Origin of the sequence: Rhodococcus sp. SORGH_AS_0303 (genome assembly GCF_030819335.1) — a bacterium.
GTDB lineage: Bacteria > Actinomycetota > Actinomycetes > Mycobacteriales > Mycobacteriaceae > Rhodococcoides.
Window position 1 is genome coordinate 4,220,618 of sequence record NZ_JAUTBO010000001.1, and the last position, 25,394, is coordinate 4,246,011.

29 protein-coding genes and 1 tRNA gene are annotated in these 25,394 nt (G+C 69.1%); 12 read left to right on the forward strand and 18 right to left on the reverse strand.

Annotated features, from left to right (window positions below; genetic code table 11):
- Positions 1-4 precede the first annotated feature (4 nt).
- Positions 5-745, reverse strand: a complete 741-nt coding sequence (locus tag QE449_RS19965) for an ANTAR domain-containing protein (RefSeq protein WP_307109528.1) — start codon at positions 743-745, stop codon at positions 5-7.
- Positions 742-1,488, reverse strand: a complete 747-nt coding sequence (locus tag QE449_RS19970) for a GAF domain-containing protein (RefSeq protein WP_056443790.1) — start codon at positions 1,486-1,488, stop codon at positions 742-744. The genes QE449_RS19965 and QE449_RS19970 overlap by 4 nt, the downstream gene beginning before the upstream one ends.
- Before the next feature lie 184 nt (positions 1,489-1,672).
- Here QE449_RS19970 and QE449_RS19975 point away from each other — a divergent pair, with 184 nt between their 5' ends.
- A complete protein-coding gene (locus tag QE449_RS19975) occupies positions 1,673-1,849 on the forward strand; it encodes a hypothetical protein (protein WP_285187380.1) in 177 nt (58 codons plus the stop codon).
- Entirely contained in the window at positions 1,849-1,965 is a 117-nt protein-coding gene (locus tag QE449_RS19980; protein WP_307109529.1) for a hypothetical protein, read from the forward strand. Before QE449_RS19975 ends, QE449_RS19980 begins: the two co-directional genes overlap by 1 nt.
- Before the next feature lie 9 nt (positions 1,966-1,974).
- Here the strand turns inward: QE449_RS19980 and QE449_RS19985 are convergent, their stop codons facing one another.
- From QE449_RS19985 to QE449_RS19995, 3 genes are all read right to left on the reverse strand, one after another.
- The gene (locus tag QE449_RS19985) at positions 1,975-3,378 is read right to left on the reverse strand and encodes a sugar transferase (RefSeq protein WP_037186361.1); all 1,404 of its coding nucleotides are present in this window, start codon (positions 3,376-3,378) and stop codon (positions 1,975-1,977) included.
- Between the two features lie 292 nt (positions 3,379-3,670).
- Complete coding sequence (locus QE449_RS19990; RefSeq protein ID WP_027506381.1) at positions 3,671-4,318, reverse strand: PhoU domain-containing protein; 648 nt, start codon at positions 4,316-4,318, stop codon at positions 3,671-3,673.
- A 76-nt stretch (positions 4,319-4,394) separates the two neighbouring features.
- A complete protein-coding gene (locus QE449_RS19995; RefSeq protein ID WP_307109530.1) occupies positions 4,395-5,669 on the reverse strand; it encodes an EAL domain-containing protein in 1,275 nt (424 codons plus the stop codon).
- Positions 5,670-5,882: 213 nt separating this feature from the next.
- On the opposite strand from QE449_RS19995, the gene QE449_RS20000 reads away from it, so the two are divergent.
- Entirely contained in the window at positions 5,883-6,413 is a 531-nt protein-coding gene (locus tag QE449_RS20000) for a DUF6328 family protein (protein ID WP_307109531.1), read from the forward strand.
- Between the two features lie 49 nt (positions 6,414-6,462).
- Positions 6,463-6,906 (forward strand): ATP-binding protein, encoded by a 444-nt coding sequence (locus tag QE449_RS20005; protein WP_307109532.1) that lies wholly within the window; start codon positions 6,463-6,465, stop codon positions 6,904-6,906.
- 3 nt (positions 6,907-6,909) lie between these two features.
- On the opposite strand, the gene QE449_RS20010 is transcribed toward QE449_RS20005, so the two are convergent.
- From QE449_RS20010 to dcd, 4 genes are all read right to left on the reverse strand, one after another.
- Positions 6,910-7,800, reverse strand: a complete 891-nt coding sequence (locus QE449_RS20010) for an Hsp70 family protein (RefSeq protein ID WP_056443767.1) — start codon at positions 7,798-7,800, stop codon at positions 6,910-6,912.
- A gap of 167 nt (positions 7,801-7,967) precedes the next feature.
- The gene (locus QE449_RS20015; RefSeq protein WP_307109533.1) at positions 7,968-9,092 is read right to left on the reverse strand and encodes a hypothetical protein; all 1,125 of its coding nucleotides are present in this window, start codon (positions 9,090-9,092) and stop codon (positions 7,968-7,970) included.
- A gap of 63 nt (positions 9,093-9,155) precedes the next feature.
- Positions 9,156-10,709, reverse strand: a complete 1,554-nt coding sequence (locus QE449_RS20020; RefSeq protein ID WP_307109534.1) for an Hsp70 family protein — start codon at positions 10,707-10,709, stop codon at positions 9,156-9,158.
- Between the two features lie 98 nt (positions 10,710-10,807).
- Positions 10,808-11,374, reverse strand: coding sequence for a dCTP deaminase (dcd, locus tag QE449_RS20025; protein WP_027506388.1), 567 nt, complete (start codon positions 11,372-11,374; stop codon positions 10,808-10,810).
- Between the two features lie 71 nt (positions 11,375-11,445).
- Between dcd and QE449_RS20030 the strand changes: the two genes are divergently transcribed.
- The 3 genes from QE449_RS20030 to QE449_RS20040 all read left to right on the forward strand — a co-directional run bounded on the left by QE449_RS20030 (position 11,446) and on the right by QE449_RS20040 (position 13,899).
- Positions 11,446-11,519: transfer RNA gene (locus QE449_RS20030), tRNA-Gly, on the forward strand.
- A gap of 171 nt (positions 11,520-11,690) precedes the next feature.
- Positions 11,691-12,497, forward strand: a complete 807-nt coding sequence (locus QE449_RS20035; protein ID WP_027506389.1) for a transglutaminase family protein — start codon at positions 11,691-11,693, stop codon at positions 12,495-12,497.
- A 73-nt stretch (positions 12,498-12,570) separates the two neighbouring features.
- Entirely contained in the window at positions 12,571-13,899 is a 1,329-nt protein-coding gene (locus QE449_RS20040) for a lipase family protein (RefSeq protein ID WP_307109535.1), read from the forward strand.
- Between the two features lie 110 nt (positions 13,900-14,009).
- On the opposite strand, the gene QE449_RS20045 is transcribed toward QE449_RS20040, so the two are convergent.
- From QE449_RS20045 to QE449_RS20070, 6 genes are all read right to left on the reverse strand, one after another.
- Positions 14,010-14,234: a hypothetical protein gene (locus QE449_RS20045; RefSeq protein ID WP_027506392.1), complete on the reverse strand. Its 225-nt coding sequence runs from the start codon at positions 14,232-14,234 to the stop codon at positions 14,010-14,012.
- A gap of 16 nt (positions 14,235-14,250) precedes the next feature.
- Positions 14,251-14,688: a hypothetical protein gene (locus QE449_RS20050; protein ID WP_307109536.1), complete on the reverse strand. Its 438-nt coding sequence runs from the start codon at positions 14,686-14,688 to the stop codon at positions 14,251-14,253.
- Positions 14,685-15,143, reverse strand: a complete 459-nt coding sequence (locus QE449_RS20055; RefSeq protein WP_307109537.1) for a Fur family transcriptional regulator — start codon at positions 15,141-15,143, stop codon at positions 14,685-14,687. Before QE449_RS20055 ends, QE449_RS20050 begins: the two co-directional genes overlap by 4 nt.
- A gap of 46 nt (positions 15,144-15,189) precedes the next feature.
- The gene (locus QE449_RS20060) at positions 15,190-15,363 is read right to left on the reverse strand and encodes a CDGSH iron-sulfur domain-containing protein (RefSeq protein WP_082544411.1); all 174 of its coding nucleotides are present in this window, start codon (positions 15,361-15,363) and stop codon (positions 15,190-15,192) included.
- Positions 15,364-15,412: 49 nt separating this feature from the next.
- Positions 15,413-16,090: a methyltransferase gene (locus QE449_RS20065; protein ID WP_027506395.1), complete on the reverse strand. Its 678-nt coding sequence runs from the start codon at positions 16,088-16,090 to the stop codon at positions 15,413-15,415.
- A gap of 101 nt (positions 16,091-16,191) precedes the next feature.
- Positions 16,192-16,776, reverse strand: coding sequence for a TetR/AcrR family transcriptional regulator (locus QE449_RS20070; protein WP_307109538.1), 585 nt, complete (start codon positions 16,774-16,776; stop codon positions 16,192-16,194).
- Between the two features lie 227 nt (positions 16,777-17,003).
- On the opposite strand from QE449_RS20070, the gene QE449_RS20075 reads away from it, so the two are divergent.
- The gene (locus tag QE449_RS20075) at positions 17,004-17,918 is read left to right on the forward strand and encodes a DAPG hydrolase family protein (RefSeq protein ID WP_307096385.1); all 915 of its coding nucleotides are present in this window, start codon (positions 17,004-17,006) and stop codon (positions 17,916-17,918) included.
- Between the two features lie 9 nt (positions 17,919-17,927).
- Here QE449_RS20075 and QE449_RS20080 read toward each other — a convergent pair whose 3' ends face one another.
- On the reverse strand, positions 17,928-18,632 hold the full coding sequence (locus tag QE449_RS20080; RefSeq protein WP_307109539.1) for a GAF and ANTAR domain-containing protein: 705 nt from the start codon (positions 18,630-18,632) through the stop codon (positions 17,928-17,930).
- Between the two features lie 95 nt (positions 18,633-18,727).
- Here QE449_RS20080 and QE449_RS20085 point away from each other — a divergent pair, with 95 nt between their 5' ends.
- From QE449_RS20085 to QE449_RS20095, 3 genes are read left to right on the forward strand one after another with little or no spacing between them, the layout of a single operon-like run.
- Positions 18,728-19,789 (forward strand): NAD(P)H-binding protein, encoded by a 1,062-nt coding sequence (locus QE449_RS20085; RefSeq protein WP_222638843.1) that lies wholly within the window; start codon positions 18,728-18,730, stop codon positions 19,787-19,789.
- Positions 19,790-19,834: 45 nt separating this feature from the next.
- Positions 19,835-20,749, forward strand: a complete 915-nt coding sequence (locus QE449_RS20090; protein WP_307109540.1) for an SDR family oxidoreductase — start codon at positions 19,835-19,837, stop codon at positions 20,747-20,749.
- A gap of 35 nt (positions 20,750-20,784) precedes the next feature.
- On the forward strand, positions 20,785-21,966 hold the full coding sequence (locus QE449_RS20095; protein WP_027506400.1) for a zinc-dependent alcohol dehydrogenase: 1,182 nt from the start codon (positions 20,785-20,787) through the stop codon (positions 21,964-21,966).
- 8 nt (positions 21,967-21,974) lie between these two features.
- Here QE449_RS20095 and QE449_RS20100 read toward each other — a convergent pair whose 3' ends face one another.
- Positions 21,975-22,337 (reverse strand): STAS domain-containing protein, encoded by a 363-nt coding sequence (locus QE449_RS20100; RefSeq protein WP_056443708.1) that lies wholly within the window; start codon positions 22,335-22,337, stop codon positions 21,975-21,977.
- Between the two features lie 583 nt (positions 22,338-22,920).
- On the opposite strand from QE449_RS20100, the gene QE449_RS20105 reads away from it, so the two are divergent.
- Positions 22,921-24,480, forward strand: coding sequence for an acetoacetate--CoA ligase (locus tag QE449_RS20105; RefSeq protein WP_307109763.1), 1,560 nt, complete (start codon positions 22,921-22,923; stop codon positions 24,478-24,480).
- A gap of 9 nt (positions 24,481-24,489) precedes the next feature.
- On the opposite strand, the gene QE449_RS20110 is transcribed toward QE449_RS20105, so the two are convergent.
- Positions 24,490-25,347, reverse strand: coding sequence for an NmrA family NAD(P)-binding protein (locus tag QE449_RS20110; protein ID WP_307109541.1), 858 nt, complete (start codon positions 25,345-25,347; stop codon positions 24,490-24,492).
- Between the last annotated feature and the right edge of the window lie 47 nt (positions 25,348-25,394).

Consider the following 25,394-nt stretch of genomic DNA (forward strand, 5'->3'; position numbering starts at 1 on the left):
CCGGTCAGCTCAGGGCATCGATCACCGCACGCGCCCGATCTGCGAGCGAGGTCCGTGAGCGGCGGGCGTCGGTGACGAGCAGGTCGGTCGCGGGGCCGATGGCGAGACCATGGGTCTCGGCGAGCACACCGATGGCCTGATCGATCACGGCGGCGTCCTCGAGGACCTGCTGTCGACGCGTCGCCTCGACCGACAGGCGCACGTCGCCCTCGGTGTCGACGCTGACGGCCAACGCCGCCAGATCCGCGACGGCCTGAACGAACGCCGCCGCGTGACCCGGTGCCCGCCACGGCCCCGACGTGTGGACCACGACGGCGCCGATGGCCCGGTTCGCGATCCGAGCCGGGTAGGCACGCATACCGCCGATGCCGGCCGCACGCGCCTCGCGGGCGTGGTCCTGCCAGCGCCCCGGAGCGTTCTCCAGATCGTCGAGCAGCACGGCCGCGCCGGTGCGCACGCACATCGCCACCGGTCCGCCCACGGACAGCGATCGGTCGAGCAACCCGGTCGAGGCCGCAGCGACCAGGTCGAGGTCGACCGACCCGGACCCGTCGAACACCACCGACACCGCGGCGGCCCGCAGGGCCTCGCGGGTGCGGGTGGCGAGGAGGTGGAGCAGATAGGGGGCGTCGACCCCGGCGGCCAGATGGCCCGTCAACTCGGCGAGGACGACGACGGGCGACGGCACGTCGGTGTCACCGACGGGGCCGGTGCCGGGCGGATCGAAAGTGGGCGGGAAAGTCACGACGGCTGTCCTTTCGTCGTCGAGTCCGACGCGGTGTCGTCGGTGGAGAAGCGCACCTTGCGCTCGACCACCTCGCGGGCGATGTCGTCGACGGGGCGTCGGGCCGAGTACGCCGCGGCGCGCAGCCGGGCGAGCGCCTCGGTCGGCGACACCCGCATCTGCACCGTGATCATGCCGACGGCCAGATTGACGTAGGGCCGGGTGCGATGGTCGCCCAGCGGCGAGTCGTCCGAGGCGTCGCCGAGCGACTGTCCCGCGCCGAGGCCGGGCGCGAAGGCTTCCAGCAGGCTGATGGCTGCCGCGTCCGCGGTCAGCTGGGCGACAGCGGCGAACTCGTCGCTGAGTTCACCGACGGATGCGCGATACAGCTCGAGCACGCCGAACACGGTGTTGCCGCCGCGCAGCGGGAAGGCGAACAGAGCGGCCGCGCCCCCGTCCGACGCGTCGGCGGCGAATCCGGGCCAGTGCTCCTCCGCCTCGCTGTCGAGATCGGCGACGAACACGGTCCGGCCACGGTGGAAGGCGTCGACGCAGGGACCCTGACCGGTGGTGAACTGCAGTTCGTCGAGGTACTGCGACACGGCGTCGGTGGCGTAGACCAACTCGCGCGTGGTGCCGCTCATGACGGTGATGGCGGCGCCGTCCACCTCGACCAACTGCACGACACTGCGGCACAGATCGGCGATGTCGGTGATGGACAACGGTGCGTGCGCGTCGTCGTCACCACCCGATCGCGTCGTCATGACCTGCACTCACTCCTCGTCGATCGACGTCCACACCGTTGTCCGCGACCCGAGGAATGCCCCGTGTGCCACGAGTCAACCGTAGCGACAAGTCTGGACCGCGCGGGCGACCGGCGTAGAGTTTTCCCGCACCGTTGCACTCGTGAACGGGCGAACAGGCGAACGACCGAGAACACGGAGACCCATGACGAGCGACCCGGAGCAGTCGTTGCACGAACGCATCCGCGCGGCCGCAGACGAACTCGTACTGCTCGAGCGACTCGGGGCCGTGGTCACCGAGCGCATCCGGCTGTCCCTCGATGCGCGCGCCGCGATCGATCTTATGCGCGCGCCGCGATCGATCTCGCCGTGGGTGCACTGATGGTGCGGCACGGATGCGAGGCACCTGCCGCGGTCGCGCGACTGGCGTCGACGGCGTCGTCGCGGTCCGCCACGATGCCCGAGATCGCCGCCGAGGTGCTCGCGACCATCCGATGAGCGGTCGACTCAGTACGCGCCGTCGCTGCCGACGACGGCCTTGAGGGTCTTCAGCACGATGAGCAGATCACCTGTCATGGACCAGTTCTCGACGTAGCTCAGGTCGAGGCGCACCGATTCCTCCCAGGACAGGTCGGAGCGGCCACTCACCTGCCACAGGCCCGTCAGACCGGGTTTGACCAGCAGCCGGCGGCGCACGTCGCCGTCGTAGGTCTCCACCTCGCGGCGCAGCGGCGGCCGCGGGCCCACGATCGACATCTCGCGGCGCAGCACGTTGAAGAACTGCGGCAGCTCGTCGATGCTCAGCCGCCGCATCACGCGGCCGACCTTGGTGACACGCGGATCCTCGCGCATCTTGAACAGGACGCCGCCCTCACTGTCGTTGAGCGCCAACAACTCCGACACCCGAGCGTCCGCGTCCTGCACCATCGAGCGGAACTTGATCATCTGGAACGGTGTGCCGTCGAGGCCCATGCGCTCGGATCGGTAGAACACCGGACCCTTGCTGGTGGCCTTGACGAGAAGGGCGGCGAGAAGGAACAGCGGGGCCACGGCGACGAGGGCGACCACGGCGAACACCATGTCGAACGCCGTCTTCCCGAAGCGGCTCGCACCGTTGTACTGCGGCTTCTCCACGTGGATGAGCGGGAGGCCGGCGACCGGCCGCATGTGCAGGCGCGGGCCGGCGACGTCGACGACGCCGGGAGCCACGACCAGATCGACGTTCTTCTTCTCGAGATCCCAGACCATGCGGCGGATGCCCTCGTGGCCGATGTGGTCCGTCGCGGTGACGGCGACGGTGTCCGCGCCCGTGGCCTCGATGGCATCGAGCACGTCGTTCTCGTTGCCGAGGACGGGAATCTCGAGACCGTCGACGGACAGCTGATCCTCGGTGACCGACTGGGTGCGCGGCAGGCACACCCCGACCACGGCGTATCCGGCACTCCCGTCGCGGTTGAACGACCGCGCCATGGAGAGGGCCGAGCTGTGACTGCCGACGATGACGACCGACGTCTGATAGTCGCCGCGACGACGTCCGCGAGCCACGTGCTTGCGGAAGAGCCACCGCGAGACCAGGAGCCCGATCAGCCCGACCGGCAGTGCGATGGCCAGGTAGCCACGCGCCAGTTCGAAGCGGAAGAGCAACGAGATGATGGCCACGAGCCCGAAGAGGCGGAAGGTGGCGGACAGCAGACGCCTGTACTCCTCGGCTCCCCCGCCGAGCACACGCGGCGAGCGGGTGCGGAAGATCGCGAGGAATGCGATCCACGTCAGCGCGAGGGTGACCGAGACCAACGTGTAGTTGAACGCCGCGCGCGGTACCTCGAGATCCGGCCGACCGAAGCGCACCACCTGTGCGCAGGCGACGGCAGCGACGACGACGAGCACGTCGGTCACCCGGAGCCGGTCCATGTACGCGCGCTCCCAGTCGCGTCGCGAGGTCGCCCTCCGCGATCGCCGAGCCCGCGGCAGTGCGACGTCGCGGCGCTCGGCCGACTCGCTCTCCGCCGGGCTGGGAGCAGACACGTGTACCTCGTTCCGTTCGACTGGATCCGCCTGGGACTCGACCGCTGATACGTGTACCAGGGCAGTCGGTAGCTTATTGCCTTCCCGCAAGGCTCGCTCAGACAACCACAGTGCGGTGAATCACACGGTGAGTTCACACAGATTTAGCGTGTTCGAACGACACGATTTCGGAGGACCCTCAAGCCATTTGTTTGCGGCCGCTCACGAAGAAGACGATCCGCGACGCGACATCGATGATCTGGTCGGCGTAGCGCTCGAAATACCGTCCCAGCAGTGCGATGTCCACGGCATTCATCACGTCGTGCCCGTGATCGTCCGCCGACACGGTGTCCACGACCGTTGTCTTCAGAGAATCGACCCGATCGTTCTGTGAACTCAGACAATCGATACGCCCGAGATCACTCGTACGCAGTGCGTCGACTATTCGACCGGACATGTCGAGACACAATTCGCTCATCTCACGAAACTGCGGCATCAGATGATCGGGAACGATCGGCTCGGGAAAGCGACGGCGCGCGGCTTCGGCGATGTGCACCGCGAGGCCGACCATCCGTGAGAGGTCACTGCTGATGCGCACGGCCGAGAACACTCGGCGGAGATCCGCCGCGACGGGTGCCTGCAGCGCCAGCACGGTGACAGCCTGATCCTCGCAGCGGGCACCGAGTTCTCCGAGTGCCTCGCCGCGGGCGATGACGGACTCCGCAGCCTGCAGGTCGCCGTCGAGCAGAGCGATGCTGGCGTCGCGCATGGCGGTCTCCGCCGCCTGCGCGAGAGCGCACAGATCGTCGTTCAATCCCTCGAGTTGAGCTGTGTACGCGTTGCGCATGATGTCCCCGATCCTGGCCGTCCCGCCGACGCGTCCCGGAGGACGCGACGATGGGGGGTACCCACGAGAGCGCCCCCTAATCGAGCAGAGAGCGAACATCGCGCGCGGGCACCGCACGAGAGTAGAGAAATCCTTGGACGCGAGTGCACCCAGTATGGCGGGCGGCCGCGACCTGGTGGTCGCTTTCGATTCCCTCCACGACCAGGGCACGGCCGGTGTCGACCGCGAATCCGGCCAGTGCGCGGACCAACGAGTCGCCCGCGGCTGTACCGAGCGTCCGCGCGATGCCCGCGTCGATCTTGAATCCGTCGACCGGGAAGTCGACGAGGCGTTCGAGCGACGAGAAGCCGATGCCGATGTCGTCGAGCAGCACCCGGAACCCGACGGCCTGCAGGGCGCTGACGAACTCGTGGGCCCGCGCCGGGCGAGCATGCGACACGGTCTCGGTCAGTTCGAAGACCACGCGCGCCGCCGGCACCGCGGACGCGGCGACGATCTCGATGAGGTGGCGCACCGCGTCGGGGGCCGCGAGATGCCGCGCGGACAGGTTGACGTGCAGGTCCATCTCGTGAGCGACGGCCATCCACCGCTCGAAGTCGACGAGCGCGCGGACGAGCACCGCGTGGTCGACGTCGATCTCGAGGTCGCTGCCCTCGATGGTGGGCAGGAAGTCCGCGGGGCTCACCATCGAGGGCGCAGTGGTGCCGTCGCCCGGACGCGTCCAGCGGGCGAGAGCCTCGACCGCCGTGACGGCGCCGGACGACACGTCCACGATCGGCTGATACCAGGGAGTGATCTCGCCCCGCTCGATCGCGGCCGCGACAGCGCGGACGCACCCGGCGCTCTTCGAGCGGCCGTGACCACGCAGCGCCTCGAGATGGGTTTCGACCACCCGACCGAACTCGGTGAGAGTGGTGACCGTGTACTCGTTCGCGGGGTGCGGCTCGGCGTCCAGCACGCAGAGGGTGCCGATGATCAGCCCCTCGCGTCCGCGTAGCGGAACCCCGACGTAGGACCCGAGTGACAGAGCGTGCAGAGCCTGAGCGGTGGCCGCGCGGACCGGATCGTTCGAGAACCGGTCGAGGCCGGAGTTCGAGACCGCGACGGGCCCCGCGGACGCGACGACGTGCTGACAGGCGGTGACGGAGCGCGGCAGTGTGTGCGGGAACGGTCCCCCGTGCTGAGCACGGGTGTACTGCACGTCCTCGTCGAGGATGTTGAGCTGCGCGGCGGAGAATCCCAGCGTGGTCGCCGCGAGAGTCGTGAGGGTCTGCAGCGTGGAGTCCGTGGCCGTGAAGTCGACATAGTGCCGCGCCGACTCACTCTGGCGCCGGAGTGCGCTCCTCTGCATGGCGTGTCCGTTCTACGAGGCCACCGTCGGATGGTTCCGACGTGGCGTGTCCCGACACCGTGACCCCCCGGATCGTCAGTGATTCGTACCTGTTCCAGCCCCGTATCGGTCACGGGCGGGAAAAGGTTTCGTCCATTCCACAGCCGAGTCATCGTACAAGCCGTCAAACAGGCACGACGCCGGGTATCGGAGGTTCCGCCGTAGTATCACCGAATGACAGCGGACGGGCCCCTGGCCGGGTCGGACTGGAACGCACGCGAGCGGAACGAGACCGAGACCGAGCGCCTCGATCGCAACTGGTCGAACCTTCTGCAGGAGCTGCGCGTGGTGCAGACCGGTATCCAGTTGCTCACCGGCTTCCTGCTCACCCTCCCGTTCCAGGCCCGGTTCCCGGAACTCGAGACGTACGAGCAGGCCGTGTACCTCGTGACGCTCGGAGCATCGGTCACCGCCACCATCCTGCTCGTCGCGCCGGTGGCTCTGCACAGGATCCTGTTCCGTCGCCGGGCACTGCGTCAGCTCGTCGACCACGCGAACCGGTTCGCTCTCGCCGGCTTCGTCCTGCTGGGCATCGCGATGTCCGGCGTACCGCTGCTCATCTTCGACCTGGTGGTGGGTCCCACCGCGGGCATCATCGCGTGCGCAGTGGCGGCCACCCTGTTCGTCTCGGTCTGCCTCGTACTGCCCGCGTCGCTGCGCCGCCGGCTGGGTCCGGTGAACGATCGGTCCGATTCGACCGAGTGATCTCGACCATGCATGTGCAAAATCCGCGCGCAGTGGGTACAGGGCTTCCATGATCAGCGACGTCGCCGACGACATGCCGGTCACCGACCGTGGTGACGCGACCCGCGATCTGATCCTGCAGGACATCCCCGCCGAGCCGCGGGCGCTGACCGGTGTGCGTACGACGGTGCTCGCATGGCTGCGCGACCGCGGCCTCGACGAGGACCTGTGTCAGGACATCACCCTGGCCACGTACGAGGCACTGGCCAACAGCGTCGAGCACGCCTACGAGCGCTCCGCGGACACCGTGGTGCGCACCGTCGGACTCGAGGTGCGTACTCCGCGGGCCGGCGAGGTGACCATCGACGTGACCGATCGGGGATCCTGGGTCGACAACGGCAACGATCCGCGCCGAGGTCGAGGGCTTCCCCTCATTCATGCGCTCGCGCACGAGGCGTCGGTGGATTCCTCGGAGGACGGCACGACCGTCCGGATGCGGTGGAACGCGGCCTGACGGTCAGACCAGTGCGTGCCGCGACTGCGTCGTCACCGCGGGCACCGGTTCAGACCGCGTCGGTACCACCGGCAGCGGCGCGCTGAACGGAGACTCCGACCGCCGTGCGGCGAGGAGGGCAGCCCCCGTCGCGGCGATGGACTGCGGATCCTGCGGCATCACCAGAGCGGAACCCCACTCGCGCGCGAACACACCGCGCAGCAGAGGGAGGTTCGCCGGTCCGCCGGCCAGCACCACGGCGTCGACACGATGCGCACCCCGGCGCACCACATCGCTCACCCAGTCGGCAGCCTCGGTGACGTAGTCCAGCATCAGCCGGTCCACCGTGGTCCGCCAGACGTTCACAGTGCCCCCGACGAACGGTCCGCCGACGCGCACGACGCGGTGCAGGGCGATCATCTCCATCGCCCACTCGACGCCCTCGGTCAGTAGCTGAGAGTCGTTCGGCGACAGCGGTTCCGCTGTGCCGTAGGCAGCCAGGAGGTGCTCGCGGACACTGTCCGCGAAGGCGCTGCCCCGGTAGCGGTCGGTCCACGTCGCATCCTTGACGAAGCCCGTGGCCACGTCGACGACGGACACCGACGTACCGCTCTTCCCCATGTCGACGACGGCGATCGTGGATCCCGACTCGACCAGGCCGCGCATTCTCAGATACATCAGCTGGGCGCCGAGTTCCGAAGCGAGACGGACACATCCGCCGGTGTGCACGGACAGGGAGATGGTTCCCACGCGTGACCGGGGCTCGTCCGGAACCACCAGCACGGCGGTCTCACGATCGGCGCCGTGGCGCGCACAGACCGAATCCACCACGTCGACAGCGGCTTCCAGTCGATCGCGACCGCGTGCCACCGTGACGGACTCGGTACCGAGCAACGCACGGCCCATGGGATCCATCACCGCGGCTCGTATCGCCGACGCTCCGAGGGAAATTCCTACCACTGCTCGCATGACCCGCCCCGTTCCTGGTGTTCCGCGACGAAGCCTAGGCGCTCGAACAGGGAAAAGGTCGGTTCTCAGTGGCTATTGGCAAAGTTTGGTTGGTTTCACTAGGAACCGGGGCGTCACTCGACCGACGCGGTACCGGACGTGTCCAGCGTCGGGTCGGGCTCGGACGGCTCGGTAGGCGGCTCGGAATCCGTCGGCGGCTCGGACGACGAGCCTCCCGTCGATCCGGGTGTCTCGCCGCCGCCGGAACCACCGCCCGTACCGGTGCCGGGATCGGTACCACCCGTGCCGGTTCCGCCGCCGCCCCCGGTGGAGCCTCCGCTGGTCGACCCACCGCTGGTCGAACCACCGCTCGTCGAACCACCGCTCGTCGAGCCTCCACTCGTCGAGCCTCCACTCGTCGAACCACCGCTCGTCGAACCACCGCTCGTCGATCCGCCACTCGTCGATCCGCCGCTGGACGGCGCCGCCGACGACGTTCCCGGTCGCGTGGTCGCGGCACCGGGTGCGGCGGGCACCGACGCGGCGCCGTTCTGCTGCGTGACACCGGGGCGGATGCCGGTGAGGGCGTCCGCGGCCGGGGTGCCGCCGGGCACGGGTGCCGGCACGGCCGTGGGGCTCGATCCGGCGGGCGCTGCGGGATTGGGAGCGATACCGGTGCCCGCCTCGGCCGAGTCGGTGGCCGACGTGGACAGGGGTTCCGCGACACCGGCGGCCTCGGGAGCCCGCGGTCCCGTCACGGCCCAGACCGCGAACGATCCCGCCAGGACGGCGGCAGCGACTCCCGCACCCACGACGGCGAATCCCCGGCGCGTCTCGCGTGAGGACGCGTCGACCGGCTCGGGCAGCACCACCGGGATCGGACCGGTGATCGCGTCGCCGGCGTCGTGGTCGGCCCACAGCGCGACGGCGACCGCCGGTTCGAGGGACGGATCGACGTCCACCGCGTCGACGACGACCACGTCGCGAACGTGACCGTCGCGCAGCGCGGACTCGACGGGCTCACGCAGATGCGGCGACTCGAGGACGACGGCGGCACCGGTGAGCAGCAGATCGGCGCGGGCAGCCCGGAGCCGCATGACACCGATGGACGTCGCGACCGCCGCGGCCACCTCGGCCGGCGACCCGGTCTGCATCGGGATGGTGCGCTCGTCGACCGGACCGAGCCGAGGCAGCTCGACGTCGACGAGAGCCGCCGTCACCTCGTCGCTCGTCGCCGAGATTCCCAGCACGATGTGCATGTCGTCGTCGTCCGCCTGTTCGTTCTCGATGATGCGTGGTCTCGTACGGTCCCGCCCGATGGATCAGTGCGCCGTGGTGGGCTGGGCGCTGGTTGCCGCGGGCGTGGTCGTCCGAGTCGTCGTGGACGTCGGCGACGGAGCCGCAGATGTCGTCGTCGTGCTGGTGTTCGAGTTCGGCCGCCGTGTCGTGGTGGGCGCCGGCGTCTCCTCCGGCTCGTCCTGTACCGCGGTGGAGGGTGCCGGGGCGAGCGTCGGGCGCTGGGAGATCGAGGTCGACGGGGTGACGCTCGACGGTGCTGCGACGGGCGTCTCCGTGGACGGCGCCGGCGCGGCGGTGGCGCTCGACGACGCCGCCGAGGGCGAGGCCGGCGCCGCGTCGACGCGCGGGGCAGTGCTGGGCACGGTGGTGGCAGTGGGCGTGGCGTCGACGGACGACGTGACGACGACGCGATCCGTCGCCTGCACGGCCTCGGTCTCCGACCGTCCCGACGCACCGGCGGCTGCGCCGAGGGTGACCGCGGCGACGAGCGCCGTGGTTCCCACCACGACACCGGCACGGGACCGACGTCGCCGCGTGGAGCGGGCGCGTCGAGGAGCACCGGTGACGACGCGCGGCGTGGGCAGCGGTGGTCGAGCGGTCTCCGGCTCCGGTGCCACCTCGGGTTCCGGGGTGGGAACCGGCTCCGCCGCTGGGGTGTGAGCCGGCTCCGCCACCGTGGTGAAGGCGGCCGTGACCTCGTCGTCCGCCGGCGGTGCGGTGACGACGGGCAGCGGCATGGCGTCCACGGCGGGGGGCACGACGGTGGAGAGATGTGCGGCGCCCATGGCCGCGAAGAACTGCGGCCAGCGCGGCGTGATGACGGGGACCGCGACGCGAGCGGCGATGTCGCGGCGCACCGACGGGATGTGCGCGCCGCCGCCGACCAGGAGCACGGCGTCGGCTCCGCGGGCCACGGCGTCGTCCACGAGGTCGACGAGCATCGCGGTGGGCTGGGCGATGAGAAGTTCGAAGTCGGTGCGGCGCAGGCGAACCGAATCGGTGACGAACGGCCCCGACAGGTCGACCGCACGCTCGTCGGACAACATCTCCTTGGCCGCGAGACTGTCTCGGGCCAGGGTGCGCACGGCCGCGGGGCTCATCTTCTCGGCAGCACCGAAGGTGGTGGACAGGTGATCGGCGACCGCGGCGTCGATCGCGTCACCGGACAGTTCCGTGATGCCCACGCTCGAGTACAGGTCACCGGTCTGCGTGTCCAGGACGTGCACGCGCGTGCCGACCCGACCGAGGTCGACGATCGCGAGGGTGCGAGCCGAGTCGACGCAGCCCTCCATCCGTGCGGCGGCCAGCAGCGCGTCGCACTCGGCGACGAGTCGGACTCCGCCGGGACCGTAGGTGCTCTCGGGATCTCCCCCCACGGCGATCACCGGCGCGTCCGGACCCACGCACAGATCCGCGGCCATCTCGAACGCTGCCGCAGCGGCCGCGGACAGAGGATGGTCGGATCCGGTGGCGAGCGAGCGCACCTCGACGACCCGGCCCTCCGGGTCCATCACGACTCCGCGCACGCACCCGGTGCTCATGGAGACACCGAACGTTTCCGTCTCGGTTCGCATCATGGATCACCACCATCGGCTGTCGGAGTTTCGGACAGACCGATAGTAGAGCGTCAAACCGGGCATAGCAACGTATACGACGGCGAAAACCGACCGTAGGTCTACTGGAGAAAGTTCAAATAAGCCTTCGACGGGGTCGGGCCGCGCTGTCCCTGATACTTCGATCCCAGCGCTGAGCTGCCATAAGGATTGATCGCCGGACTGGAGAGACGGAACAAGCAGAGCTGCCCGATCTTCATGCCCGGCCACAACGTGATGGGCAGATTGGCGACATTCGAGAGCTCCAGCGTGATGTGTCCGCTGAAGCCCGGATCGATGAAACCCGCCGTCGAGTGTGTGAGAAGTCCCAGCCGGCCCAGACTCGACTTGCCCTCGAGTCGCCCCGCGAGATCGTTCGGCAGCGTCGTCAGCTCGAGCGTCGACCCGAGCACGAACTCGCCCGGATGCAGAACGAACGGCTCCCCCTCGGCGGGCTCCACCAACGTGGTCAGCTCGTCCTGCTGCAGCTTCGGATCGATGTGGGTATAGCGCGAGTTGTCGAACACCCGGAACAGCCCGTCCAGGCGCACGTCCACACTCGACGGCTGCACCATCGCCTCGTCGAACGGTTCGATGCCGAGCGTTCCGGCATCCACCTCGGCCTTGATGTCGCGATCGGAGAGCAGCACGCACAGAGACTATCGACCGAGCCCGCCGAGGCCACCCGGGCGCCCTGCTAATCTTCAGGGCAGCACCACCGGCCGATGTAGTTCAATGGCAGAACATCAGCTTCCCAAGCTGAATACGCGGGTTCGATTCCCGTCATCGGCTCCACGTCTCCCCTCGCCGCCGGGCGATGGTGGAACCCAGAACCCGGATTCCGGGGCCTACATTCCACACTTCACACTCGCGGTCGTCCCACTGTGTCCAGCGACACGCGTCGTTCCTGGTCAGGCTGGGTACACCTCCGCGCACACCCCTCTCCCCCCGGAAACGAGCACCTCCATGACCGAACGCGTCGTCTCCGCACGCCTCGATGTCGACATCACGGCCGCCAGCACCCTGGAGTTCCAGATCGCCGTGGCCCCGCATCCCGGCGCGCAGGTCGCCGAGACCCTCTCGTTCGTCCTGGACGGGAAGACGGTCGAGGCCCGCGAGGTCAGCGGAGCCCACGGCAACCGGATCCACGTCCTCGAGGCACCGGTGGGCAACCTGCAGGTCTACTACGACGCGACCGTCACCGGGAACGCGGAGCCGTCCCCCGTCACGGATCTCGATCGCTCGGTCTACCTCCGTCCGAGCCGGTACGCGGAGGCCGACAAGTTCTTCGGTTTCGCTGCCACCGAGTTCGGCAGCGAGTCGGACGACGCGGTCCTCTTGTCGGAGGTCTCCGACTGGGTCGGCCGTCGACTGCACTACGTCCCGGGGAGCAGCGATCCCATCGACGGTGCGGCGGACACGCTGCTCGCCGGTGCCGGCGTGTGCCGTGATTACGCGCACCTGGTCGTCGCGATGCTGCGCGCGCTGAACGTTCCAGCTCGTCTGGTCGCCGTCTACGCACCCGGATGCGACCCGATGGACTTCCACGCCGTCGCGGAGGCCCTGGTGAACGACACCTGGCACGTCGTGGACGCGACGTGCCTCGCACCTCGGTCGACGCTGGTCCGGATCGCGACCGGACGCGATGCGGCCGACACCGCGTTCCTCGACAACCACAAGGGTTCGATCACGCTGAACAGCTCCACGGTCACGGCCGTGGCGACCGACGGCCTGCCGAAGGACGACATCCACGAGCTGGTCTCCCTCACCTGATCCGGCGCATGCGTCGGCCGCCTCCTACGTCGTCGGGTTACTGTGACTCGACGAATCAGGAAGCGAGACGCACATGAGCATCGAACGAGATGCAGCGTTCACGGGTGGGCGAGGGACGGCGGCGGACCGGAGCAACGACTCCGACGATGCCGTCGAGCGGCTGACGACGACGCCGAACAAGGACCCGTTCTACCGCTCCCCCGCCGGGTTCGAGAAGGCCGAGCTGGGGACCGTGCTGCGGTCGCGCCGTGTCGAGATCGCCCTGTTCGGCACCATCCGCCAGCGCGTGTCGGCATGGCAGCTGCTCTACCGGTCGTCCGACATGCACGGCGAACCGCGCACGGGTGTCACCACGGTCCTGCTGCCGGCCGGCGCGGTTCCGGGTCGGAGCAGGCCGCTGCTGTCCTACCAGTGCGCCATCGACGCCGTCTCGGACCGCTGCTTCCCGTCGTACGCGCTGCGGGACGGAGCACACGCCCACGGCGCCGTGCCCCAGTTCGAGCTGCTCATCATCCTGTACGCGCTGCGCCGCGGGTGGGCGCTGTCCCTGCCGGATCACGAGGGCATGGACGGCCGCTGGGGTGCACCGATCGAACCCGGATACTGCACTCTCGACGGCATCCGCGCCGCCCTGTCCTTCGCACCTCTGGAGCTCGACGACTCGGCGCCCGTCGCACTGTGGGGGTATTCGGGCGGCGGCCTGGCCACGTCGTGGGCCGCCGAGGCCGCGGACGAGTACGCGCCGGAGCTGAACGTCGTCGGTGCCGCGCTGGGCTCGCCCGTCGGTGATCCCGCGTCGGCGTTCTCCCGCCTCAACGGCACGATCTTCGCCGCGTTGCCCACCATGGTGGTCGAGGGTCTGCGCCGCACCTACCCCGATCTGGACCGGACGATCCGCGATCACGTCGCGCAGCCCGGCATGACCATTCTGTCCTCGCTCGAGCGCAAGACCACGGTGCACGCCGTTCTGACGCTGCTGATGCACGACCTCGAGCGCTACACCGACATCCCGCTCGCCGACGTCATGGCGACCCCCGAGCTGGTGCAGATCTTCCAGGACATCCAGCCGGGCAAGTCCGCACCGAGCTTCCCGCTCCTCATCATGCAGGCGGTGCACGACCCCATCATCGCCGTCGACGACGTGGACGGGCAGGTGGAGCGGTACCGCACCGCCGGCGCCCACGTGACGTACGTGCGCGACCGGCTCAGCGAGCACCTGTCGCTGCACCCCATCGCCGCACCTGCGACGCTGAACTGGCTCGCCGATCGCATCGCCGACCGCCCGGTGCCCCCGAACACCACCGAGACCGTGTGGTCCTCGGCCCTGTCGGTGTCAGGTGTCCGAGGGCTGCTCGGGCTCACCATCTCGACCGGTCGCGCTCTGCTCGGCCGGGTCCGCTAGGCGGTCGTCGCCGGAGTCGCGGCGCGTCGGCTCGATCCCGAAGTCGGGTGGCCCCGACGCCTCCGCGAAACCGGACGGCTCCGAGTGCTTCTCGTCGGACGTCGACATGATCACGCCCCGAGCTTGTCGATCATGTCGTTCAGCGCGGTGGCCGCCGTCTCGAGTCGCTCGGGTGACCTGTCGTCTCCCAGTTGCTCGACGAGTGCCGCCTTGGTGGTCACCAGAACGGCACCCGAATCGTCGTCGGTCATCGTCAGTTCGCCGTCCCGCATCACCAGCAGCGTTCCGTCGGGTGCGTCGAGCACGCCGCGCACCGTGTCGCTCGTCATCGTCATCGTGTCGATCCTCCTGTCAGGGTGTTGCCTCGTGACCGCGCTTGCCGTGCGTGCGCCGGTCCTCCTTCATCTCCGCCTCGAAGACGTGACGGCGGCCGTCCATCAGGTCGTCGCGGATCCGGCGTTCGTGCTCGCGCGCGGTGGTCCAGTACCCGTCGTCGAAGTCCTCGACCATCTGGAACGTCCACCGACCCTCGATGACGTTGCGGCCGATCACCTCTCGCTCCAGTGCGTCCGCTGCGTCACCGTGCCCGGCGTCGCGGAGCTCGTCCGCGGCAGAGCCGAACTGGAGATCGGCGTGGCCCATGAGCTGGTGGAACGTGTACAGGTGACCGCGGGCGCGTTCCACCCACTCGAGGGCCTCCGAGACCGAACCGACGGCGGACACCGTGGCATCGTCGGACCCGTCCGGACGGTGGTGGTCCGTCAGCATCTTCTCGCGATCATTGTTCATACCTGCTGGTTACCCGTCCGGCAGTCGCGGCACACACCCCAGAAGAAGACGTCGACGCCGTCGATGTCGAAGTCGTCGTCCTCCGGCTCGGGAGCACGTCGACGCACATCGGAGGTGAGGGCCGTGTCGAACACTCGGCGGCACTGCCGACACATCAGATGGTGGTGGTCGTCGCCGTCGACCCGAAGTTCGTACAGCGCGGGCGAATTGGCGGGCTCGATCCGGCGCAGGAGATCCACCGACACGAGTGCGTCGAGGTTGCCGTAGACGGTCTGCCGCGACATCCCCTGGCTCTCCAGCGTGCGGGCCACGTAGCCGGCGTCGACGTGTGGGTGCCGCGCCACGACGTTCAGCACGCGCAGGCGCGGGCGGGTCACGCGCAGCCCGCGCTCACGCAGTACCCGACGCCACTGCTCTTCCGACGAGACGACCGTCGGCTGTTCCCTGGTGTCCACGACGCCGGAGTGCCCCCGCAGGGCGCCGTGAAACGTCCGGGCCGTGTCAGTCGTCGCGACCCCGGTCCTCGGTGGTGGACGCACGGATCTTGCGGCGATGGCTGGTGTCGCAGAAGGGGTAGTTCTTGCTGCGTCGACACGCGCAGAGAGCCACCATGAAGCGGTCGGACCGCACGCGGGTGCCGTCCTCCATCTCCACGTCGACGGGCCCCTCCACCATCACCGGCCCGCCCGGAACAACACGGACGAGCCGCGCTGCGGGAGCAGCGTCAGGCGCGTCGGGCACGGACGACCACCAGTTCCTCGGAGCGCCGACCCGGCTGCAGGGCGCCCGTGGCCTCGAGCCACTCGGCGCGCGCGTGCATGACGGGACCGAACGCGATCCGACGGCGAGCCACCACGTCGACCGTGGTGCCGGACCGCATCAGACGCTCGATCGTGCGGTCCACACCGGCGAACTCGGACTGCACGATCAGCATGGTGCCGCCCGGAGTGAGGAGATCGAACGCGTTGTCGCACAACGGGTCCAGGACGATGCGACCGTCGGCGCCGGCGTCCCACGCACGGTGCACACCGCGCCCCTCCGGCGCGGTCGGCGACGGCACGTACGGCGGATTGGAGACCACGAGGTCGAACGGCGCCTCGGCGAGGGCGTCGATGAGCGTGCCCTGTCGCGCATCGACCTCGACACCGATGCGCTCGGCGTTGTCCAGGGCACACGCGACGGCGCGAGCATCCAGGTCGTAGGCGAGCACCTCACGTGCACCGAGACACGCAGCCTGGAGTGCGAGTACTCCGGTACCCGTACACAGATCGAGGGCACGCGCACCCAGGGGCGACGCCGCCACCGGCATGACCTCGCAGAGCAGTCTCGAATCGTCCTGGGGGGCGTACACACCGGGGTGTGCACGCACCATGCTGATCGTGTCGCGATGAATCGTCGTCACACGAGAACCTTCCGTCGGCGCAGATGCGCTGGCAGCATCTGCCGCCTTTCTTCAGGAATGGCATTCCCGAACGGACGCGATTCAAACGCGGGACCGGCGCGTCACCACCTCCGAGCGATGATGGAGACGATGCGCGGAATCTCCTCGTCGGCAAGCGGTTCGACCCCGATGACCACCTGGCGGGTGAGCAGACCGTCCACGGACATGGCGAACAGTTCCGCCGACGCCACGGTCGCGGGGTAGCCCGCCTCGCTCATCTTGGACGACACCAGGCCGACGAACGCGGCCAACTGGGCGTCGAACGCCGCCTTGAGTTCGGGCCGCACCAGACCCTCGCCGAGAAGGTGGTGCCGTGCGACGACGCGGCCGCGATGCTCCTCGCTGCACATGTCGCGGACGAACCCGACGACAGCGTCGACCACGGCGTCGTGATGCCAGGTGTCGAGTGCGAAGTGCCGACCGGCGACCTCGAGATCTTTCCGGAACACCTCGTCGAGCGCCAGCGAGAGCAGGGTGGCTCGATCGGGCGCGTGATAGTTGACGGCGCCGGCACCGAGACCGGTGGCCTGATCGACCGCACGATGAGTGAACCCACGGGGACCGCGTTCGGCGAGTACCTGCACCGCGGCGGCAGAGATGAGTGAGCGCCGACTTCTGGGCTTCTCCACCGTCTCACCATCACTCATTGGTGAGATGTTACGGCCCTGACGTGCCGGTACCACCATCACCGGTCACGGTCGGCTCACGATGATCGCGCCGGCGGAACGGGCTGATCGAGCCCGCTCCACCGTCCCCCGACTGCCGCGTCACTGTCATGACAGGCGTTGAGGGTACACCCGTCTCGGCACGTCCGCTCGTGCTTGACACCGGGGTCGCCGGCGTCTTTTCTGTACAGATGTTGAGGAATCGGTCCATGAGTCGTCGCGGGATGTTGGGAGCGGCCGCCGTCGCCGCGGGAGCGGTCACGGTGGGGATCGCCCCGCGCGTCCGCGCAGCGCCGACACTCCCCTCGGCGGCCTGCGCCGTTCGCTATCCCGGCTACCGCGGCGCCGACTTCGCGCTCCCGTACGCCCGCTACATGCAGGCCCGGACCGCCCCCGCGCCGCAGATCGTGGCCGACGCCTTCGCCGGCCCGGCGCTACCGGCGGGAGCAGTGCCTCGGTTCGAGGACATCACGCGCGATCTCGGCCCGACCGGGACGTCCGCCGTGGAGACCGGGTACGGCCAGGGCGCCGACGGAGTGGTCTTCGTGGCGGTGCGCACCGTCATGCCGAGAGTCACTGCGGCCATGTGGGACTGGTGGTTCGGGTGGCACTCCAGCGAGGCTGCGCGCTACAAGTTGTGGCATCCCGACGCGCACCAGTTCGCCGCCCTGGACACCGACCTCACCACCGCCGACCTCACGGACCGGCAGAAGTACATCGGCAACACCACCTACGTCGACGAGTACGTGGGGCCGAAACTGCAGCAGCTCGGGATCAACTTCCGAGACCCGGTGGCGCACGGGTTCACCGTGCCGTCGGATCAGACCATCGTCTTCGGCCGCGTCGGGAGCAGCATCGCCCCCGTGGACCTGGGGTGGCTCGCCCACCAGGTCCGCCCGATCGAGGGCGGCGCCGAGATGCGCAGCCGGTTCCACCTGAACCTCCGCGGCCTGCACGTACCGAACGTGACGCAGGCCGCGTGTGCGGTGGCCCGTGGTGCGTCGGTCGATCCGACCGATCTGCAGCTGAGCCTCGACCTCGGTCGTGATCTGCTGATGCACTGCGGGCAGGAGATGAACCACCTCGCGGCGTTCCTCCCCGAACTGCACGCCGAGTTCTCGTGACCCGGCACCTCAGCGAGCCGACTCGGACCCCTTCTCCACCAGTTGGACCGACAACCGGCCGATCGGGGTGTTGGAGTCCTGGGACAGCCTGGTCAGCAGGGTGAAGGCCTGCTGGGCGTCGACGCCGAAACGCTCCATGATCATGCCCTTGGCCTGCCCGATGACGTCCCGGGACGCCAGGGCCGAATGCAGTTGATCCTCGACCCGACCCGCAGTCAGAGCGATCGCGGCATGGGTGGCGAGCGCCTCCCCGACCATGATCGCGTCGTCGGTGAAGGCTCGGGGCTCGAACGCGAACAGGTTCAGGGCACCGAAGGTGTCGCGGTGGGTGAAGAGCTGGAAGGAGAGCGAGCTCCGCACGCCCTCCGCCAGGGCGATCGGCGCATACTTCGGCCACCGGGTGTCGGTGGTCAGATCGTCGGCCCGCACCACCGCGGTGGTGGTCGCGGCGTCCAGGCACGGGCCCTCCCCGAACTCGATCTGAGCTGCGTCGAGCCGCGGCGGAAGGGACGACGTGGGCCCGTGCGAGGTGAACGACGACCTGCCCGAGATCGCCACCACGTCGGCGGCGTCCGTTCCGGGAACCAGATCGAGGGCCGCCTCGGTGACCCTGCGCAACGTGTCGTCGAGATCGGTGTGCGCCGTCAGGTCGCGAGCGAGTGCCGCCAGCGCCGACGCGATGTCCGACGGCTCCCGTTCTCGAGACGCGTTCATCCGACCTCCTCGAGCAGCAGCGGGCATGACACTCGGCACAGATTGACCGCGACCGGGGACGGGTAAACCAGGACCACTCACTCGAAAGGCATGTCTTGCGCATCCTGGTCACCGGGTCCACCGGCTACATCGGCTCACGTCTCGTTCCCATCCTGCTGGGCGACGGTCACGACGTGCTCGCCGCCATGCGCGACGACAGCAAGGCGTCCTCCTTCAGCTGGGAGGACGACGTGACGCCGGTCCACTTCGACATCACCGACGAGAAGTCCATCGACGCCGCGCTCGAGGGTGCGGACGCGGTCGTCTACCTCGTGCACTCGATGGACGACGGCGACTTCGTGACCAAGGATCGCGAGGCCGCGCAGGCCGTCGCGCGCGCCGCGGAGAAGCACGGCGTGGGCCGCATCGTCTACCTGTCCGGCCACGTGCCCGACGACGACGAGGACCTCTCCGACCACATCACGTCCCGCCTGCAGGTCGAGGAGGTCTTCCTCAACTCGTCCGTCCCGGCGACGGTGTTCCGGGCGGCCATCATCCTCGGGTCCGGCTCCACCTCGTTCGAGCTCGTACGCAGGATGGTCGAACGTCTCCCGGTCACCCCCGTGCCGAGCTGGATGGTGAAGAAGGTGCAGCCGATCGCGACGACCGACGTCCTGCACATCATCGCCGCCGCTCTCGGTGACGAGCCCATTCCGGGGTCGTACGACATCGGCGGGACCGAGGTGCTCACCTACCCCGAGTTGCTCACCCGCTACGCGACCATCGCCGAACTGTCGCGGCCCCAGTTCCGCGTGCCGCTGGTTCCCACACCGATCGTCGGGCGAGCCGTCGCCGCCATCACACAGATGCCGCCCGGCACCGTAATCTCGTTGGTGGACAGCCTGCATCACGACATGATCGTCCGTCGCGGCAACGCGGCCACGGACACGTTCGCGCACGCCGTCGACTCTCTCGTGGGTATCGACGAGTCCATCAGGCGGTCGCTGACGGTCAGCTCGCACGACGGCACCGACGCCGAGGGCACCACCGACCCGCAGTCCGCGGCGGACACCGACCCCTCGTGGGCCGGCGGCGTCGTGTCGATCGGCCGAGACGGACGGGTGCGTCACGACGTGTCCGGACGATTCTCGCGAGCGCTGTTGCACCCGCGTTCCTGAGGCGGGACCAGGATTCCCGGTCGGGTACGCGGGTACCCGACCGGCATGACTTCTTCGAACGGCTCGATCGACCAGTACTCCAAGAGAGACCCGCGTACCGCCTACGCGACGCCGGATCGCGAGGGGCAGCAACCGATCTCGCATCCCGGGCTGACCGAGGACATGCGGACCACCCCCGACCACGGGGAGTCCACCTACCGCGGATCAGGGCGGCTCACCGGCCGGAAGGCACTGATCACCGGAGCGGACAGCGGCATCGGCCGCGCCGTCGCCCTGGCGTTCGCGCGCGAGGGCGCCGACGTCGTGCTGTCGTACCTCGAGTCCGAGGAGCCCGATGCGCGCGAGACGGTGCGGCTCGTCGAGGAGGCCGGCCGCCGGGCCGTCAGCGTACCCGGTGACATCCGCGACGAGGCGCACTGCGACGCCCTGATCGACACCGCGGTGCGCGAACTGGGTGGTCTCGACATTCTCGTGAACAACGCGGCGTTCCAGATGGCCCAGAGCGGCGGTATCGCCGACATCACCACCGAGCAGTTCGACCGCGTACTGAAGACCAACCTGTACGCGTTGTTCTGGTTGTCCAAGAAGGCTGTGGCCGTGATGGATCCGGGCTCGACCATCGTCAACACCTCCTCCGTCCAGGGCGTGAGCGCCTCACCCGAACTGCTCGACTACGCCACCACCAAGGCCGGCATCATCAATTTCTCCAAGGGGCTCGCGAGCGACGTCGCCCGACAGGGCATCCGCGTGAACGTCGTGGCACCCGGACCCATCTGGACACCGCTGATCCCGGCCACGATGCCGTCGGACAGTGTCGACGGTTTCGGCGACCAGGTGCCGCTCGGACGTCCGGGACAGCCCGCGGAACTCGCACCCGCGTACGTGTTCCTCGCCTCGGGCGAGTCCAGCTACATCACCGGGCAGGTCATCGGCGTGACCGGCGGTTCCCCGATCACCTGAGCATTCCCGCATCCGCACGACACGAAAGGCACATCATGAGAGCAGTGACCTGGCACGGCAAGCGCGACGTCCGCGTCGACAACGTCCCGGATCCGACGATCCAGGATCCGACGGACGCCATCATCGAGGTGACGTCCACCAACATCTGCGGCTCCGATCTGCACCTCTACGAGGTGCTCGGGCCGTTCATGAACGTCGGTGACATCCTCGGCCACGAACCGATGGGCATCGTGCGCGAGGTCGGCAGCGCCGTGTCGACGCTGGCGGTGGGCGACCGCATCGTCGTCCCGTTCCAGATCTCGTGCGGCTCGTGCTTCATGTGCGATCAGTCGCTGTACACCCAGTGCGAGACCACCCAGGTACGCGAGACCGGTATGGGCGCAGCACTGTTCGGCTACTCCGAGCTCTACGGATCGGTGCCGGGCGGCCAGGCGCAGTACCTGAGGGTGCCGCACGCCGACTTCACCCACATCAAGGTCCCGGAGGGCCCGAGCGACGAGCGATTCGTCTACCTGTCCGACGTACTGCCCACCGCGTGGCAGGCCGTGCAGTACGCGGGGGTGCCCGAGGGTGGCTCGCTGACCGTGCTGGGCCTCGGTCCGATCGGCGACATGGCGGCACGCATCGGCACCCATCTCGGATACCGCGTCATCGGCGTCGACCGCGTACCCGAACGACTCGAGCGTGCTCGCGCTCGCGGCATCGAGACGGTGGATCTCCGGGCCCACGGCGGGCAGGTGGGGGACGTCGTCCGCGAACTGACCGACGGCCGCGGTACCGACTCGGTCGTCGACGCGGTCGGAATGGAGGCCCACGGCTCACCGGTGGCCAAGGCTGCGCAGCAGGTGGCGGGTCTGCTCCCGGACGCCCTCGCGAAGCCGTTCATGGAGAAGGCCGGAGTGGACCGCCTCGACGCGGTCTACTCGGCGGTCGACATCGTCCGCCGGGGCGGCACGATCTCACTGTCCGGCGTGTACGGCGGCGCGGCGGATCCGATGCCGATGATGACCATGTTCGACAAGCAGATCCAACTGCGCATGGGTCAGGCGAACGTCAAGAGGTGGGTCGACGACATCATGCCGTTGCTGACGGACGACGATCCGTTGGGCGTGGACGATTTCGCGACCCACACCCTGCCGTTGACGCAGGCCCCGCACGCCTACGAGATCTTCCAGAAGAAGCAGGACGGAGCCGTGAAGATCATCCTGCGTCCGTGACGAGCGGGTCAGCTCGCGAGCGGCTCCGGTTCCACCGAAGCCACGACCGGCACGAGACGGGTGAGGCCGAGGACACCGAGAGTGCGCCGCACCCGAGGTGACGGCGAGATCACGACGTCGATCGCGGTCGGGGCGTCCGACAGGACGTCCTCGATCGCGGTCACGCCGGCCGAGCTGAAGAACCGGACGTCGGTGAGGTCGACCGTGACGGGGCCGTCCGAGACGGCCGCCCGGAGGCAGCGGGTCAGGTCGCGCGCGGTGACGAGGTCGACGTCGCCACGGACGGCGACGATGCGGCGGCCGTCGTGGCCTGCGTGGACGACGACGTCGAACGGGCTGGAGGAGTGGTGGGAAGGAGCAACCGTGGTCATCATGTTCCTTCTGCGGCGCTGCTCGGACGCGGTGTCTCGCACCGGTACCGAGGGTGTAGCGAAGGGCCCTGGGCTGGACCGCCTTGCAGACAACTCTGATCGATCGACATCGCGGTTCGGCGAACCGGAACATCACGATCAGGTCACGGCGGGTAACGGAATGATCACGGCGCCGGGCTCGCCGAGCGCGTTCATCAGACTGTCCTCATGAACCCCCGCCCTCTCGCTCGGTTCTCGGACTCGGTCGTCACGTTCACGGGACGCTCGTCTTCCGACTACGGCGCGCTGCATCGCTGGTCGGTCGACGAGCCGGAACAGTTCTGGGCCGGCGTCAGCACCTTCTTCGACGTGCCGCTCACCGGTCACGAGTCCGTCCTGTCCCCCTCGGAGGACCCCCGCGTGTTCAGCGGGCGGCAGTGGTTCCGGGGTGCCCGCGTGAACTACGTGGATCGCGTACTGGCGTGGTGCGACCGGTCACCCGAGTCCGTGGCGATCATCGACGACACCGAACCGGGCGGGCTCGGCCACCCGCACATCGTCGTACACGGAACTGGCCGAGCAGATCTCCTCGATCGCCGCCGCGCTGCACCGCCTCGGCGTGCGGAGCGGCGACCGGGTGGCCGGTTACGTCCCGAACACGACCGAGGCCGCCGTCGCGTTCCTCGCCACCGCCGCACTCGGCGCCGTCTGGACCTCGTGCGGGCAGGACTACTCCGCGGCCGCCGCGGTGGACCGGCTCGGACAGCTCGAACCGACGGTGTTGGTGACCGCCGACGGCTACCGCTTCGCCGGTGTGGACCGCGACCGCCGGGACCAGGTGGCGGTACTGCAGGCCTCGATTCCCTCACTGCGGGCGGTGATCGCCTTCTCCCGACTCGGCACCGACGTACCCGGAGCCGTCCGATGGGACGATCTGCTCGACGAGGGGCGCGGTGGCCCACGGGTGCTCCCCGAGCCTGTCCCGTTCGACCACCCACTGTGGGTGCTGTTCTCCTCCGGCACCACCGGGCGCCCCAAGGGCATCGTTCACGGCCACGGCGGTGTTCTGCTCGAGCACCTCAAATCTGCTGCGCTGCAGTCGGACATGACCGAGGACGACGTGTTCCTCTGGTACACCTCACCCAGCTGGATGATGTGGAACTACCTGCTGGCCGGGCTGCTCGTGGGCTCGACCGTCGTCTGCTACGACGGCAGCCCCGGCCATCCGGACGCCGGCGCACTGTGGGAGCTCGCTGCGCGGCACCGCGTGACCGTGCTCGGCACCAGCCCCGGGTACCTCCTGCACTGCGAGAGTGTCGGGGTCGAACCGGCTCGGGCACAAGACCTCTCGGCACTGCGCATTCTCGGGGTCACCGGGTCGGTCCTCCCCGCCGCGGCGCACGGCTGGGTGGCGGAGCACGTGGGGCGGTCGGTGCACCTCGCGCCGGTGTCGGGCGGCACGGACGTCGTCAGCGGATTCGTGGGAGCGCCCACCGGGGTACCCGTGATCCCCGGCGAGATTCCTGCCGTGAATCTCGGCGTCGCTCTGGAGGCGTGGAGCGACGACGGGACCCCGCTGGTGGACGAACCGGGTGAGATGGTCATCGTCGCGCCGATGCCGTCCATGCCCGTCGGGTTCTGGAAGGACCCGAGCGGTGACCGCTACGCCGACGCGTACTTCTCCACGTTCCCCGGCGTCTGGCGGCACGGCGACTCGATCACCGTGACCAGCAGGGGCAGCGTGGTGATCCACGGACGATCGGACGCCACGCTCAACCGCAACGGTGTGCGCATGGGCAGCGCCGACATCTACGGCGTGGTCGAGCGTCTACCCGGCATCGCAGAGAGTCTCGTCGTGGGTCTCGAACGCCCGGACGGCAGCTACTGGATGCCGCTGTTCGTCGTCACGTCCGACGACGTGGAGCTCGATGACGATCTGCGCGAACGCATCTCGGCGGCGCTGCGGAGGGAGGCCTCGCCGCGTCACGTCCCGGACGACATCATCGAGATCCGCGCCGTGCCGCACACGCGGACCGGGAAGAAGCTCGAGATCCCGGTCAAGAAGATCCTGTCGGGTGCGGATCCGTCGACCGTGGCCGATCCGGAGTCGGTCGACGACCCCGACGCGCTGCGCTGGTTCGCGGCGCTGGCGCCGGGGTCCTGACCGGTCGGCTCAGCTCAGCGTGGCGCGCAGCGCGTCGACGGCCGAGACCGGCTCACGCTCGAGCAGTCGAGTCAGATCGCCCGACTCGGTGTCGAGGTCGCCGCGGGCGATGCCCGCATCGGCGCTCGCCAGCATCTGCGCGACGGGCGCGGGCAGTCCCGCACCCTCGAGCGCGCCGATGTGCTCGTCGGTGCTCAGATCCTGGTACTCCACCGGCGCGCCGATGATCTCGGAGATCGCACCCGCCAGACCCTCGTACGTCAGACGCTCGCCGCCCAGCTCGTACACGGTGCCCGCCTGGTCGTCGGCGATCAGCACGGCGGCCGCGGCCGCCGCGTAGTCGGCCCGAGCAGCACCGGCCACCACGCCCGACCCGCCGCTCCCGATGATGGCGCCGGTGTGCTGCGCCTGGCCGATCGACGCCGCGTAGTTCTCCCAGTACCACCCGTTGCGCAGCAGCACGGACGGCACGGAGGATGACGCGAGGCGCTCCTCGGTGGCGACGTGCTCGGGCGCGAGACTGATGCCGCTCGTCGGCGCCTTCAGCACACTGGTGTACGCGATGAGCGAGACACCGGCCGCCTCGGCGGCCTCGATGACGTTGGTGTGCTGCGGGATTCGCTTCCCGGGCTCGGAACCCGACACGAGCAGGAGCTTGTCCACCCCGTCGAGAGCGGCGCGCAACGCAGCGGGATCCGCGTAGTCGGCGACGCGGACGACGACACCGCGCGCCGCCAGGTCGGCGGCCTTGGCCTCGTCGCGCACCACGGCCACGATGTCGCCCGCGGCGACCCCGTGATCGAGGAGCGATCGAATCACTGCGCTGCCGAGTTGTCCGGTCGCGCCGGTCACCGCTGTCGTGGTCATGAGCATGTCTCCCTGGAGAGTGAGCGTCGTCCGGCGCACCACGAGGG